This window comes from Pseudomonas sp. zfem005 (assembly GCF_032621735.1).
Taxonomy (GTDB): Bacteria; Pseudomonadota; Gammaproteobacteria; order Pseudomonadales; family Pseudomonadaceae; genus Metapseudomonas; species Metapseudomonas solani.
Genome location: NZ_JAVYJE010000003.1, coordinates 297542 through 311126, shown reverse-complemented (window position 1 = coordinate 311126; position 13585 = coordinate 297542). Strand labels below are relative to the sequence as shown.

The 13585-nt window shown below is 66.4% G+C and carries 13 protein-coding genes; 4 read left to right on the top strand and 9 right to left on the bottom strand.

Translation table 11 applies throughout. The annotated features are described in order from the left end of the window. The first annotated feature begins 20 nt into the window (after positions 1-20). Together RTW82_RS08205 and RTW82_RS08200 are read left to right on the top strand one after the other, a co-directional pair. Positions 21-425 carry a hypothetical protein gene (locus RTW82_RS08205; RefSeq protein WP_316924804.1) on the top strand — a complete coding sequence of 135 codons (405 nt, stop codon included), beginning with the start codon at positions 21-23 and terminating at the stop codon, positions 423-425. 119 nt (positions 426-544) lie between these two features. After that, complete coding sequence (locus RTW82_RS08200) at positions 545-1105, top strand: DUF4124 domain-containing protein (protein ID WP_316924803.1); 561 nt, start codon at positions 545-547, stop codon at positions 1103-1105. Positions 1106-1180: 75 nt separating this feature from the next. On the opposite strand, the gene RTW82_RS08195 is transcribed toward RTW82_RS08200, so the two are convergent. The 9 genes from RTW82_RS08195 to gcl form a co-directional block, all read right to left on the bottom strand. After that, entirely contained in the window at positions 1181-2179 is a 999-nt protein-coding gene (locus RTW82_RS08195) for a sulfate ABC transporter substrate-binding protein (RefSeq protein ID WP_316924802.1), read from the bottom strand. 87 nt (positions 2180-2266) lie between these two features. Beyond that, positions 2267-2884, bottom strand: coding sequence for a hypothetical protein (locus tag RTW82_RS08190; RefSeq protein ID WP_316924801.1), 618 nt, complete (start codon positions 2882-2884; stop codon positions 2267-2269). Beyond that, entirely contained in the window at positions 2871-3713 is an 843-nt protein-coding gene (locus RTW82_RS08185; RefSeq protein WP_184488897.1) for an ion transporter, read from the bottom strand. The genes RTW82_RS08190 and RTW82_RS08185 overlap by 14 nt, the downstream gene beginning before the upstream one ends. A gap of 53 nt (positions 3714-3766) precedes the next feature. After that, positions 3767-4687 carry an urea transporter gene (locus RTW82_RS08180; protein ID WP_316924800.1) on the bottom strand — a complete coding sequence of 307 codons (921 nt, stop codon included), beginning with the start codon at positions 4685-4687 and terminating at the stop codon, positions 3767-3769. Between the two features lie 122 nt (positions 4688-4809). Then, complete coding sequence (gene pyk, locus RTW82_RS08175) at positions 4810-6225, bottom strand: pyruvate kinase (RefSeq protein ID WP_316924799.1); 1416 nt, start codon at positions 6223-6225, stop codon at positions 4810-4812. Beyond that, positions 6222-7496 (bottom strand): glycerate kinase, encoded by a 1275-nt coding sequence (locus RTW82_RS08170; RefSeq protein WP_271660688.1) that lies wholly within the window; start codon positions 7494-7496, stop codon positions 6222-6224. Before RTW82_RS08170 ends, pyk begins: the two co-directional genes overlap by 4 nt. A 181-nt stretch (positions 7497-7677) precedes the next feature. Next, entirely contained in the window at positions 7678-8568 is an 891-nt protein-coding gene (locus RTW82_RS08165; protein ID WP_316924798.1) for a 2-hydroxy-3-oxopropionate reductase, read from the bottom strand. A 17-nt stretch (positions 8569-8585) separates the two neighbouring features. Then, positions 8586-9368 carry a hydroxypyruvate isomerase gene (hyi, locus tag RTW82_RS08160; protein WP_263402078.1) on the bottom strand — a complete coding sequence of 261 codons (783 nt, stop codon included), beginning with the start codon at positions 9366-9368 and terminating at the stop codon, positions 8586-8588. Between the two features lie 60 nt (positions 9369-9428). Next, positions 9429-11204: a glyoxylate carboligase gene (gene gcl, locus RTW82_RS08155; protein ID WP_316924797.1), complete on the bottom strand. Its 1776-nt coding sequence runs from the start codon at positions 11202-11204 to the stop codon at positions 9429-9431. A gap of 337 nt (positions 11205-11541) precedes the next feature. Between gcl and RTW82_RS08150 the strand changes: the two genes are divergently transcribed. Together RTW82_RS08150 and RTW82_RS08145 are read left to right on the top strand one after the other, a co-directional pair. Continuing rightward, complete coding sequence (locus RTW82_RS08150) at positions 11542-11985, top strand: heme-binding protein (protein WP_316924796.1); 444 nt, start codon at positions 11542-11544, stop codon at positions 11983-11985. Positions 11986-12146: 161 nt separating this feature from the next. Then, positions 12147-13583, top strand: a complete 1437-nt coding sequence (locus RTW82_RS08145) for an RtcB family protein (RefSeq protein ID WP_316924795.1) — start codon at positions 12147-12149, stop codon at positions 13581-13583. Positions 13584-13585 lie beyond the last annotated feature (2 nt).

Here is a 13585-nt window from a genome sequence, read left to right as displayed (position 1 = left end):
AGACCGACGAGCACGCAGCCATGAATTCGACCCTTCGACTTTCCCTTGTCTGCCTGCTCCTCGGCCTTGCCGGTTGCTCCCTGCAACCGCCGGCCCCTGATCACGGCGGCAGCGCGGGTACGCCCCAGCAGTTGCCGCCGCCCGGCCAGCAGAACCGCCCGCCGGTGACGCCCTCCCAGCCGCTGCCGCCCAAGGTCACGCGGATGAAGTCCCACCCGCGCTACGCACCGCCGCCCGGCGCTGCCTGCTACTGGGATACGGCCCTGGGCGTCTATGTGCTCGAAGGCCAGCAGGACCTCTATTACCGCGAGCGCACCTACTACCGCTGGAACCAGGGCTGGACCTGGTCCAACAGCCCCACGGGCCCCTGGCAGCCGACCGACTCCAGCGGCGTGCCCGCCGGCCTGGGGCGTCGCCATCCCTGAGCCCATGACCGCGCACCCGGACGCGCGGTCATGGCCATCCGACCACTGCCCATCTGCCGCATGGACAGCGTTCTACCCCTTGTGTACTGTGCTGGCGTTCTGCTATTTGGAGCACAAGGATGTTCGCTCGTCTTGCCTTGGTCTTCCTGACCCTTCTCACCACCTCCATCGCGTTCGCCCAGGTCTACCAGTGGCGCGACGAGCAGGGGAAGGTGCATTTCACCGACACCCCGCCCCCTGAAAGCCGCAATGTCACCGAGCAGAAGCTGCAGGTGAACACCATCCAGGGGCTGGATGACTCTGAGGTCCAGCGCACCTCGTCCCGCAAGATGTTCGAGGACGACGAGGAAGAGCTGAACCCCGGCCAGCTGCACCAGAAGGGCATGGTGCAGTGTGCCGCCGCCATCCGCCGCATGCCGTCCTTGATCACCGAGACGCAGAAGATCGGCCGTGAGGCGGTGCGCCAGAAGCGCGCCACCCAGGCGCAGCTGGATGACGCCATGTACAAGATGGACACCGCCTACAAGGAAATGAAACGCAACGAGAAGGCCTGCGCGAGCGACTACGCGAAGGGTGGCACCGCGCGCCTGGCGGTGAACTGCCTGGCCGATACCGACGACGTGATGACCTTCGGCCTGTGCATGAAGTTCGGCGAGTGGGCGAGCACCTTCGGGCAGTGATGCCGATCGCCCCAGCCTGACCCGCAATGAAAAACGGCGACCCGAGGGTCGCCGTTTTCGTGTCTGTCGCCTGCCTTACTGGCCGGTGTAGACCTGGTCGAATACGCCACCGTCGTTGAAGTGGGTCTTCTGCACGTCACGCCAGTTGCCGAAGGTCTTCTCCACGGAGAGGAACTCCACCTTGGGGAAGCGATCAGCGAACTTGGCGAGGATCTCCGGGTTGCGCGGGCGCAGGTAGTTATTGCCGGCGATGGTCTGGCCTTCGTCGCTCCACAGGTACTTGAGGTACGCCTCGGCGGCCTCGCGGGTGCCTTTCTTGTCCACCACCTTGTCGACCACGGCCACCGGCGGCTCGGCTTCGGCGGAGACGCTCGGGTAGACCACTTCGAAGCCGCCACGGCCGAACTCGCGGGCGATCATCTCGGCTTCGTTCTCGAAGGTCACCAGTACGTCGCCGATCTGGTTCTGGATGAAGGTGGTGGTGGCGGCGCGACCACCGGTGTCCAGGACCGGGGCCTGCTTGAACAGCTTGCCGACGAATTCCTTGGCCTTGTTCTCGTCACCGCCGTTCTTCAGCACGTAGCCCCAGGCGGAGAGGTAGGTGTAGCGGCCGTTACCCGAGGTCTTGGGGTTGGGCACGACGACTTGCACGCCGTCCTTGAGCAGGTCCGGCCAGTCTTTCAGGCCCTTGGGGTTGCCCTTGCGCACGATGAACACGGTGGCGGAGGTGAAGGGTGCACTGTTGTTCGGCAGGCGCTCGGCCCAGTTCTGCGGCACCAGGCCGCCGTTGTCGGCCAGGGCGTTGATGTCGGTGGCCTGGTTCATGGTGATGACGTCGGCGGGCAGCCCGTCGATCACCGCACGGGCCTGCTTGCTGGAGCCGCCGTGGGACATCTGCAGGGTGATGTTCTCGCCTTTCTCCTGCTGCCAGTGCTTCTGGAAGGCGGTGTTGTAGTCCTTGTAGAAGTCGCGCATCACGTCGTAGGAGACGTTGAGCAGGGTGGGGGTGGCCTGGGCCGCGCTGGCCAATGCCAGGCCCGCTGCCAGCAGCGAAGCGGAGAACAGACGTTTCACGGATCGTTCCTTCTAGGGAGTGAGAGCAAGGGAATATAGCGGTGTGCCATATATTCTTTTAAATACTGAAAACGAATTTGCTTATTCTCAGGCCAATGCTTGCAGCGCGCCAAGCAGATTCGCGCGCGCCGGCTGCTCCCAGCGCTGCGCCAGCGGTGTCTTGTGGTAGAGGCGGGGCATGTCCAGCAACTGCTTCAGCAACTTGCTGCGGGCTGCGCGGAACAGTGGCTCGGGCACCCATTCGTACTCGGCGCGCACGGCCTTTTCATAGGCGTCGTACTGGGCGGGCGGTGCGGCGAGGATCGACAGGTCCAGGTCCACCACCAGCTCGGCATCCCCGGCGCGCGGCGGCTCCATGTGGCGGGTGGCGAGGATCAGCCCTCGCAGCGCTTCGCCATGGTCGCCGAGCCCGGCTTCCAGCAGCCAGATGACCGTCTGCTCGGCGCTGGCGGCTTCGTTGTCCTGGCGCTGCGGGTCGTACACCAGGTCATGGGTCCAGAGCGCCAGCTCGACCCGGTCGGGGTGGTCGGCCAGGTGGCTCCACTCGTCGAAATGGCCCAGGCACGCGGCGATGTGGGTGGTGCTGTGGTACTGGCGCTGGGGCGTGCCATAGGCCGCCTGCAGGTGCTCGAAGCTGCCTTCGGGAGCCGGCGCACCCAGGCGTAGCCAGAGGGCGTCCCAACGTGCCTGATCAAGTTGCTTCATGTTCGCCTCCTCGGGGGAAGAGCGGGTTGCCGCAGCGGCTGCAGAAGCTCGCGGCGGATTCGTGGCTGCGCTTGCGGCAGGTGGGGCATTCCTGGTCCAGCTGCCCCTCCTGGCGCATGGCATTGGCCAGTTCGGCGCTGAAGATACCCGTGGGCACGGCGATGATCGAGTAGCCGGTGATCATCACCAGGCTCGCCACCGCCTGGCCCAGTGCCGTTTTCGGGGTGATGTCGCCGAAACCGACCGTGGTCAGGGTGACCACGGCCCAGTAGATGCTGGTGGGGATGCTGGTGAAGCCGTTCTCCGGCCCTTCGATCACGTACATCAGCGCGCCGAAGACCACCACCAGGGTGGAGACGCTGAGCAGGAACACCACGATCTTCTGGCGGCTGCTGCGCAGCGCGCTGACCAGGAAGTTCGCCTGCACCAGGTAATGACGCAGCTTGAAGATGCGGAACACCCGCACCAGGCGCAGGGCACGGATGATCAGCAGGTACTGGGCGTCCGGGTAGAAGAGCGCGACCACGCCGGGGATGATGGCCAGCAGGTCCACCAGGCCGAAGAAGCTGAAGGCATAGCGCAGCGGCTTCGGCGAGCTGTACAGGCGCAGCAGGTACTCCGCCGCGAACAGGCCGGTGATGACCCATTCCAGGCCGGACAGCAGCCCGGCATGACGGGTGTGGATGTGCTCGACGCTGTCCAGCAGCACGATCACCAGGCTGGCCAGGATCAGCCAGATGAGCCAGGTGTCGAAGCGCCGCCCGGCCGGGGTATCGGCCTGGAAGATGATGCTGTGCAGGCGCGCGCGCCTGCTGTTTGCTTCGGCCATGGAGTCCTCCTCAGGAGACGAACCTTAGCAGAGCCGAAGCCGCCCGCCGCCCCTCAGTGGCGCAGGCGGGTAGGGCGTGGCCCGGTGCCGTTCTGGCGCAGCAGGCGACCACCGGCGATCACCAGCCAGCAAGCGAGGATGAAGGGTGCGGTCATGGCGGGCAGCTGGAAGGCGGCGAAGCCCGGTTGCAGCAGTGCGCCGAGGGCGACGCCGATGACGACCACCGGCAGGCTGGCGAGGCGCTTGCCCAGGGTGATGCCGATGAGCACGCCGTTGAGGCTGAACAGCCCGGCCAGCAGGGCGTCGGTGGGCAGCCTGAGCCAGAGGCCGAGGGCCAATGACAGCGCGCTGCCGAACAGGGCCCAGAGCGCCACCCGCCAGGAGGCCAGCAGCAACCCGAGGAACACGCAGGCCCCGGCCAACGGGTCGGCGAGGAAGATCACCTGGCCGAAGCCGCGCAGCAGTGCGAGAGCCAGGCCGGCGGCATCGGCGTCGAGAATGGCTGCCGGCGGGGTTGGCAGGGCGGTCAGCTGCAGCCCATGGGCCAGCCACAGCAGCACCCAGCCGAAGCCGACGAAGGGGCTGGTGAAGGCGGGCAGCCACTCGCGTTCCCGGGCGTTGCGCAGCAGGCGGTGCAGCAGCAGGGTGGAAAGGCCGGCGCAGCAGATGATCAGCAGCGGCAGGTGCAGCGTCCAGGCGAAGCGCGTGCACAGCAGCATGCCCAGCAGCACGCCGTTGTAGCCATAAAGGCCGGCCTCCACGTCGTCACGCGGGTAGCTCCGGCGCAGGGCGGTGAGCCAGCTGGCGAAGCCGCCGAGCAGTGCACCACCGAGCAGGTCCGGCGCGCCGATGGCGATGGCGCAGAGCAGGAGGATGCCGCAGCCGGGATGGCGCTGCAGGAAGATCTGGCTGAAACCGTTGAGCTGGGCGCTGGCCCAGGAACGGGCATCACAAGGCAGAGAAAGGTGTCGCATGGCAGTGGCCGGTTGAAAGGGAAAAGGCGCCCGTCCCTGGGGACGTGGCGCCTGCGAGTGGCATTCGACCTGCCGAAGCAGGGCGGCCCGGTGCGTCTATGCGCGCCGTGGCCGTGCGTGGATCAGTCCAGGTGCTCGATGCGCAGCATGTTGGTGGTGCCCGGCTGGCCCAGGGGCACGCCGGCGGTGATCACCAGGGTGTCGCCACTGCGGGCCATGCCCTGGGCGCGGGCGATCTCCAGTGCGGTGCCGGTGACGTCCTCGACCTTGTCCAGGCGCTGGTTGACCACCGAGTAGATGCCCCAGGCGACGGTCAGGCGGCGTGCGGTCTCCAGGCTCGGGGTGAGGCTGAGGATCGGCGCCTTGGGGCGCTCGCGGGAGGCGCGCAGGCTGGAGCTGCCGGACTCGGTGTAGTTCACCAGGGCTGCCACCGGGAGGATGCTGCTGATGCGGCGGATGGCGCAGCTGATGGCATCCGAGGCGGTGGCTTCGGCTTGCGGGCGGCTGACATCGAGCTGGGACTGGAAGTCCGGGCCCTGTTCCACCTGGCGGATGATCTTGCTCATCATCTGCACGGTTTCCAGCGGGTAGTCACCGGAAGCGGTCTCGGCGGAGAGCATCACCGCGTCGGTGCCTTCGGCCACGGCGTTGGCGACGTCCGTCACCTCGGCGCGGGTCGGCGCCGGGGAGAAGCGCATGGATTCCAGCATCTGGGTGGCGACCACCACCGGGCGGCCAAGCTGGCGGCAGGTGCGGATGATGTCCTTCTGGATGCGCGGCACGTTCTCGGCCGGCACTTCGACGCCCAGGTCGCCACGGGCAACCATGATGGCGTCGCACAGGCGGGCGATTTCTTCCAGGTGCTGCACGGCCGAGGGTTTCTCGATCTTGGCCATCAGCGCGGCACGGCCCTGGATCAGGCCGCGGGCTTCGACGATGTCCTCGGGGCGCTGGACGAAGGAGAGGGCGACCCAGTCGACGCCCAGTTCCAGGCCGAAGTCGAGGTCGCGGCGGTCCTTGGGCGTCAGCGGGGAAAGCTGCAGCACCGCTTCGGGGACGTTGACGCCCTTGCGGTCGGACAGCTCGCCACCGGCGATCACCTGGGTGTCGATGGCATCGGCGTGCTTGGCGGTAACCTGCAGGCGCAGGCGGCCGTCGTCCATCAGCAGGTTCATGCCCGGCTGCAGGGCTTCGATGATTTCCGGGTGGGGCAGGTTGACCCGGGTGGCGTCGCCCGGAGTGGCGTCCAGGTCCAGGCGCAGGGCCTGGCCGCGTTCGAGGTGGACCTTGCCTTCGGCGAAACGGCCGACGCGGAGTTTCGGCCCTTGCAGGTCCATGAGGATGCCGATGGGGCGGGACAGCTGGCGTTCGACCTCGCGCACCCACTGGTAGCGCTGGGCGTGGTCGGCGTGCTCGCCGTGGCTGAAGTTGAGGCGGAACAGGTTGACCCCGGCCTCCACCAGTTGGCGGATGTCGTCGACGCCTTTGATGGCAGGGCCGAGGGTGGCGAGGATTTTGACTTTCTTGTCGGCGGTCATTGTGCGGGGCTCTCGAGAATCAGGATGGCGCGGAAGTCGTTGACGTTGGTGCGGGTCGGCTCGGTGACGATCAGGCTGTCCAGGGCGGCGAAGTAGCCGTAGCCGTTGTTGTTGTCGAGCTCGTCGCTGGCGGACAGGCCGAGTTCGGCGGCGCGGGCATGGCTGGCCGGGGTCATGATGGCGCCGGCGTTGTCTTCCGAGCCGTCGATGCCGTCGGTGTCGCCGGCCAGGGCGTAGACGCCGGGCAGGCCCTTGAGGGTGTTGGTCAGGCTCAGCAGGAATTCGGCGTTGCGCCCGCCGCGGCCGTTGCCGCGTACGGTGACGGTGGTCTCGCCGCCGGAGAGGATCACGCAGGGCGGCTTGATCGGCTGGCCGTGGAGGACGATCTGCCGGGCGATGCCGGCATGGACCTTGGCCACCTCGCGGGATTCGCCCTCCAGGTCACCGAGGATGATCGGCGTGAGGCCGGCGGCGCGGACCTTCTCGGCGGCGGCATCAAGGGACTGCTGGGGCGTGGCGATCAGCTGGAAGTGGCTGCGCGAGAGCACCGGGTCACCGGGCTTCACGGTCTCGGAGCGCGGGTCCAGCAGCCAGGCGCGGACGTTGGCCGGTACCTCGATCTGGTAGCGGGCGAGAATCGCCAGGGCTTCGGCCGAGGTGGTCGGGTCGGCGACGGTGGGGCCGGAGGCGATCACCGTGGCTTCGTCGCCGGGCACATCGGAGATGGCGTAGGTGTAGACGCTGGCCGGCCAGCAGGCCTTGGCCAGGCGGCCGCCCTTGATCGCCGAGAGGTGCTTGCGCACGCAGTTCATTTCGGAGATGGAGGCGCCGGATTTCAGCAGGGCCTTGTTGATCGCCTGCTTGTCCTTGAGGCTGATGCCTTCGGCGGGCAGCGCCAGCAACGAGGAGCCGCCGCCGGAGAGGAGGAAGATCACCCGGTCGCTCTCGGACAGGCCGCTGACCAGCTTGAGCACCCGCTGTGCGGTTTCCAGCCCGGCGGCATCCGGCACCGGGTGCGCGGCTTCGACCACTTCGATGCGGCGGCAGTTGGCACCGTGCTCGTAGCGGGTCACCACCAGGCCGGAGATCTCGCCCTGCCATTCCTGCTCGATCACCTCGGCCATGGCGGCTGCGGCCTTGCCGGCACCGATGACGATGACGCGGCCGCTGCGGTCGGCGGGCAGGTGGTCGGCCAGAACCTGGCGGGGGTGGGCGGCGTCGATGGCGGTGGCGAAGAGGTCGCGCAGCAGGCTTTGCGGATCGAAGGACATGACAGACTCCGGAGGGGCGCTGAATTCTTGTTCTGGTGGTGCTTTCGATGGCGATTGCAGTCCCCAGCCGCCGCGTGCAGCGGCTCGGGACTGGAATCGACCTCCCTGGCCATTGGGCCGTGACTCCGCCAGCCAGGAAGGTCGAAAGGGGTGCCGGGCGGGTGCCCGGCGAAGTTGCGGCTTACTCTTTGCGGATGGAGAAGTTGGCCATGTGCTCCAGGCCCTTCACCAGCGCGGAGTGGTCCCAGTTGCTGCCACCGATGGCGGCGCAGGTGCTGAACACCTGCTGGGCGTTGGCGGTGTTGGGCAGGTTCAGGCCCAGCTCGCGCGCGCCGGCCAGGGCCAGGTTGAGGTCCTTCTGGTGCAGGCTGATGCGGAAGCCCGGGTCGAAGGTGCCTTTGATCATGCGCTCGCCGTGCACTTCGAGGATCTTCGAGCCGGCGAAACCACCCATCAGCGCTTCGCGGACCTTGGCCGGGTCGGCACCGTTCTTGGCGGCGAACAGCAGGGCCTCGGCAACGGCCTGGATGTTCAGGGCGACGATGATCTGGTTGGCGACCTTGGCGGTCTGGCCATCACCGTTGCCACCGACGCGGGTGATGTTCTTGCCCATGGCCTGGAACAGCGGCAGGGCACGTTCGAAGGCGTTCGGGCAGCCACCGACCATGATGCTCAGGGTCGCGGCCTTGGCGCCGACTTCACCGCCGGATACCGGGGCATCCAGGTAGGAAGCGCCGGTGGCCTTGACCTTCTCGGCGAAGGCCTTGGTGGCGGTCGGGGAGATGGAGCTCATGTCGATCACGACTTTGCCGGCGCCAACGCCTTCGACCACGCCGTCCTTGCGGAACAGCACGTCGTCGACCTGGGGGGTGTCCGGCACCATGATGATGATGAATTCGGCTTCCTGGGCCACTTCGCGCGGGTTGGCCAGGGCGACGCCGTTGTCACCGACCAGGTCGGCGGGCGCCTTGTCGAAGTGCTCGGAGAAGAACAGGGTGTGGCCGGCTTTCTGCAGGTTCTGAGCCATGGGCTTGCCCATGATGCCGGTGCCGATGAATCCGATCTTGGCCATGTGGATTACCTCTTTTCTTAGATGGCGTTATGGGTTTTCAGCCAGCCAAGGCCGGCGGCGGTGGTGGTGGCGGGCTTGTATTCACAGCCGACCCAGCCCTGGTAGCCGATGCGGTCCAGGTGCTCGAAGAGGAAGCGGTAGTTGATCTCGCCGGTGCCCGGCTCGTTGCGGCCGGGGTTGTCGGCCAGCTGCACGTGGTTGATCACGGCGAGGTTGCCTTCCACGGTGCGGGCCAGGTCACCTTCCATGATCTGCATGTGGTAGATGTCGTACTGCAGGAACAGGTTGGCGCTGCCGACCTTCTCGCGAATGGCCAGGGCTTGTTGGGTGGTGTTCAGGTAGAAGCCCGGGATGTCGCGGGTGTTGATCATTTCCATGACCAGGCGCAGGCCGGCGGCTTCCAGCTTGTCGGCGGCGTACTTCAGGTTGTCGACGAAGGTCTTCTCGACGGTGGCGCAGTCCGGGCCCTGGGGGCGGATGCCGGCCAGGCAGTTGACCTGCTTGTTGCCGAGCACCTTGGCGTAGGCGATGGCCTTGTCCACGCCGGCGCGGAATTCCTCGACGCGGTCGGGGTGGCAGGCGATGCCGCGCTCACCCTTGGCCCAATCGCCAGCGGGCAGGTTGAACAGCACCTGTTCCAGCTTGTTGGCGTCCAGGCGGGCCTTGATCTCTTCGGCCGGGAAGTCATAGGGGAAGAGGTATTCGACACCGGTGAAACCGGCTTCGGCAGCGGCGGCGAAGCGGTCCAGGAAGTCGACTTCGGTGAACAGCATGGACAGGTTGGCGGCAAAACGGGGCATGAAGATTCTCCTCGGTAGACGTCCCCCTCCCGCCACGAACGGGAGAGGGGGCATTGCTCGTCAGTCCAGCATCGAGATGGCGGTCGGGGCGTCGGCGCCACGCAGGGCCAGTTCCTCGAACTCGTTGACGGCGTTGATCTCGGTACCCATGGAGATGTTGGTGACACGCTCCAGGATGACCTCGACCACGACCGGTACGCGGAACTCTTCCATCAGCTTGCGGGCCTGGGTGAAGGCACCTTGCAGCTCGTTGGCGTCGAACACGCGGATCGCCTTGCAACCCAGGCCCTCGACCACGGCGACGTGGTCGACGCCGTAGCCGTTGAGTTCCGGTGCGTTGATGTTCTCGAAGGACAGCTGCACGCAGTAGTCGATCTCGAAGCCACGCTGCGCCTGGCGGATCAGGCCCAGGTAGGAGTTGTTCACCAGCACGTGGATGTAGGGCAGGTTGAACTGCGCGCCCACGGCCAGCTCTTCGATCATGAACTGGAAGTCATAGTCACCGGACAGCGCGACCACTTGGCGAGCCGGGTCGGCCTTGACCACGCCGAGGGCGGCGGGGATGGTCCAGCCCAGCGGGCCGGCCTGGCCGCAGTTGATCCAGTGGCGCGGCTTGTACACGTGCAGGAACTGGGCACCGGCGATCTGCGACAGGCCGATGGTGCTGACGTAGCAGGTGTCCTTGCCGAAGAACTCGTTCATCTCTTCGTAAACGCGCTGGGGCTTGACCGGCACGTTGTCGAAGTGGGTCTTGCGCTGCAGGGTGCGCTTGCGCTCGCGGCAGGATTCGGCCCAGGCGTTGCGGTCCTTCAGCCTGCCGGCGGCTTTCCACTCGCGGGCGACTTCCAGGAAAGCGTCCAGCGCGGAACCGGCGTCGGAGACGATGCCTAGGTCCGGGGTGAATACGCGGCCGATCTGGGTCGGTTCGATATCGACGTGGATGAAGCGGCGGCCTTGGGTGTAGACATCGACGGAGCCGGTGTGGCGGTTGGCCCAACGGTTGCCGATGCCGAACACCAGGTCGGATTCCAGCAGCGTGGCGTTGCCGTAGCGGTGCGAGGTCTGCAGGCCGCACATGCCGGCCATCAGCGCGTGGTCGTCGGGGATGGTGCCCCAGCCCATCAGGGTCGGGATCACCGGCACGCCGGTCAGCTCGGCGAACTCCACCAGCTTCTCGGAGGCGTCGGCGTTGATGATGCCGCCACCAGCGACCAGCAGCGGGCGCTCGGCGTCGTTGAGCATGGCCAGGGCCTTCTCGGCCTGGATGCGGGAAGCGGACGGCTTGTTCACTGCCAGCGGTTGGTAGGCCTCGATGTCGAACTCGATCTCGGCCATCTGCACGTCGAAGGGCAGGTCGATCAGCACGGGGCCGGGGCGGCCGCTGCGCATTTCGAAGAAGGCCTTCTGGAGGGCGTAGGGAACCTGGCCCGGCTCGAGGACGGTGGTCGCCCACTTGGTCACCGGCTTGACGATGTTGGTGATGTCGACGGCCTGGAAGTCTTCCTTGTGCAGGCGTGCACGGGGAGCCTGGCCGGTGATGCAGAGGATCGGGATGGAGTCGGCCGACGCCGAGTACAGGCCGGTGACCATGTCGGTGCCGGCGGGGCCGGAGGTACCGATGCACAGGCCGATGTTGCCCGGGTTGGTACGGGTGTAGCCCTCGGCCATGTGCGAGGCGCCTTCGACGTGACGAGCCAGTACATGGTCAATGCCGCCGATTTTGTTCAGTGCAGCGTAAAGCGGGTTGATGGCGGCGCCGGGGATGCCGAACGCGGTGTCGATGCCTTCGCGGCGCATCACCAGGACGGCGGCCTCGATTGCTCTCATTTTGGCCATGTTTTGTGCCTCTTTTCTTGTGAAAATTGTATACAAGGTGCTTGGCCAGGATTCTATTCAGCTGCCGACTCAAGGGTCAAGGAGATTTGTCGGGCGAAATGTCGCAGGCTGGGGTTTCTTTAAAACGCCCGTTTGATGCGGCTTCTAGAGCTTTATAGGTACGGTGGCAAAATGACTGTATACAAAATTCATTTTAATTGTATATCTGGATTGATTTTTTTGTGTTCGGTGAGATAGTTGAGAAAAGCACCGCCATTCGTACCCCCGGCTCCGTGAAGGCCAGCACCACCCGGCGACGTGCCAATGCTTTCAACCACTCCCCTGAGGAAGCCTCACGATGAGCACCCTGTCCCTGGAAACCGCCGTCAGCATCTCCAACCGCGCACTGGCCATCGGTCGCGAGCTGCGCACCGCCCCCCTGACCATCGCCGTGCTGGATGCCGGCGGCCACCTGATCACCCTGCAGCGTGAAGACGGCGCGAGCATGCTTCGCCCGCAGATCGCCATCGGCAAGGCCTGGGGCGCCGTTGCCCTGGGCAAGGGCTCGCGCCTGATCGCCGCCGATGCTCAGCAGCGCCCGGCCTTCATCGGTGCGGTGAACAACCTGGCGGACGGCAACCTGGTGCCGGCGCCGGGCGGCGTGCTGATCCGCAACCAGGCGGGCGAGGTTATCGGTGCCATCGGCATCAGCGGCGACACCTCCGACATCGACGAGCAGTGCGCCATCAGCGGCGTGGAGTCGGTGGGCCTGAAGGCCGATGCCGGCATCGTGGCGGCCTGATCCCCTCCCGTGCCTCCCGGCTGCGGGAGGCACCCTGGCGCAGGTGTTGAATCGCCCCGGCGATGCCGCTACCATCCGCGCCGTCCCTTTCTGCTGCTGACGGACATCCACATCGCCAATTCGGCGATGTCTTTTTTCGTCTGTCGAAAAAGCAGCATTCCATGAAGAAGACTCCCTTCAAGCGGGTTCAGCAGAAGCTGGCCCGATCCGGCGTGGCCATCAGCCGCGTCAATGGCAACACCCTGTCCGTTTCCTCACTGAACAGCGCCGGCCTGGGTGCCAGCATCCTGTTGCCCGAATCCTTTCCCATCGAGGAAAAGGCGGTGCTGCAGCTGCTGGATTTCGCCGGTGTGTCTCACCCCGAAGGCGGTGAGGTGCGTTGCGCCTGCGCGACGCCAGACTTTCACGCCGGCTCCGGCATCCCGGTGGGCTCGGTGATCGTCACCAGCCCCGACATGGTGATTCCCCAGAGCATCGGTACCGATATCAACTGCGGCATGCGCCTGCATCGGCTGGGCATCCACTACGACGCCTTCCTCGCACGCAAGGCGGAATGGGTGGAGCGGGTGCGTGGCGACCTGCTGGGCGGCACCCGCAACATTCCTACCGCGCCGCGCGACATGACCGCGCTGTTCGCCGGCGGGCTCGGCGACTTCTGGAGTGCGGTGGGGCGCCGCCCCGATCGCGACGGGCTCCTGGCGCGGCTCGACCTGGAGCAGGTGACGCGTGAACTGGCGGGGCTGCACCCGTCGTCCTTCGCCCGTGGCGAGGCGGCCTATGCACCCGAGGCGCTGCAGAACATGGGCCGCGCGGTACTGCGCGACCCCGGGTTGGGCACCATCGGCGGTGGCAACCACTTCGTCGAGGTGCAGGTGGTGACCGAACTGGTGGACCGGCGCGCCTGCTTCGAGCGCGGGCTGTCAGTGGGGCAGGTGGTGGTGATGATTCACACCGGCTCGCGGGACGTCGGCTTCCACGTCGGCCGGCGCTGGATGGACAAGGCCCGGGAACTATGGCCCAAGGGAATGAAGCACCCCGAGTCCAGGGTGTTCGCCCTGGTGGGCGAGATGGCCGGGCAATACCTGTTGGCCATGCACAGTGCGGCCCATTACGCCGATGCCAACCGGGCACTGATCGCCGAGATGGTGCGCCAGCGCACCCGCGAGCTGTTCGGGCCGGACACCGAAGCGCCGCTGCTGGTGGATGTTCCCCACAACATCGTGCTGCAGGAGGCGGTGGGCAACGTGCATCGCAAGGGCGCGACGCCGGCCTATGCGGGGCAGGACCTGCTCATCCCCGGCAGCATGGGCCATGACTCCTACCTGCTCACCGGGCTCGGCAACGAGCGCTGGCTGAGTTCGGCCAGCCACGGCGCGGGGCGCTCGATGTCGCGCAGCGAGATCCTGTTCAAGGGGCGCAAGGACCCGGGCATTCTCGGACTGGAGCGGGTGCAGTGCATCACCACCCGCGAGGAGCGGCTGATCGAGGAGGCGCCTGGTGCCTATAAGGAGATCGGCGACGTGGTGCGTTCGCAGGTGGAGGAGGAAACGGTGGCGGTGATCGCCCGGTTCAGCCCGGTGCTCACCTTCAAGGCCTGAGG

Excerpts from the sequence above, each read along its gene's own strand:
- RTW82_RS08180 (WP_316924800.1), bottom strand. The coding sequence starts at position 4,687 with ATGCGACACCTTTCTCTGCCTTGTGATGCCCGTTCCTGGGCCAGCGCC.
- RTW82_RS08200 (WP_316924803.1), top strand. The coding sequence starts at position 545 with ATGTTCGCTCGTCTTGCCTTGGTCTTCCTGACCCTTCTCACCACCTCC.
- RTW82_RS08185 (WP_184488897.1), bottom strand. The coding sequence starts at position 3,713 with ATGGCCGAAGCAAACAGCAGGCGCGCGCGCCTGCACAGCATCATCTTC.
- hyi (WP_263402078.1), bottom strand. The coding sequence starts at position 9,368 with ATGCCCCGTTTTGCCGCCAACCTGTCCATGCTGTTCACCGAAGTCGAC.
- RTW82_RS08170 (WP_271660688.1), bottom strand. The coding sequence starts at position 7,496 with ATGTCCTTCGATCCGCAAAGCCTGCTGCGCGACCTCTTCGCCACCGCC.
- RTW82_RS08165 (WP_316924798.1), bottom strand. The coding sequence starts at position 8,568 with ATGGCCAAGATCGGATTCATCGGCACCGGCATCATGGGCAAGCCCATG.
- RTW82_RS08145 (WP_316924795.1), top strand. The coding sequence starts at position 12,147 with ATGAAGAAGACTCCCTTCAAGCGGGTTCAGCAGAAGCTGGCCCGATCC.
- RTW82_RS08150 (WP_316924796.1), top strand. The coding sequence starts at position 11,542 with ATGAGCACCCTGTCCCTGGAAACCGCCGTCAGCATCTCCAACCGCGCA.
- gcl (WP_316924797.1), bottom strand. The coding sequence starts at position 11,204 with ATGGCCAAAATGAGAGCAATCGAGGCCGCCGTCCTGGTGATGCGCCGC.
- RTW82_RS08205 (WP_316924804.1), top strand. The coding sequence starts at position 21 with ATGAATTCGACCCTTCGACTTTCCCTTGTCTGCCTGCTCCTCGGCCTT.
- pyk (WP_316924799.1), bottom strand. The coding sequence starts at position 6,225 with ATGACCGCCGACAAGAAAGTCAAAATCCTCGCCACCCTCGGCCCTGCC.
- RTW82_RS08190 (WP_316924801.1), bottom strand. The coding sequence starts at position 2,884 with ATGAAGCAACTTGATCAGGCACGTTGGGACGCCCTCTGGCTACGCCTG.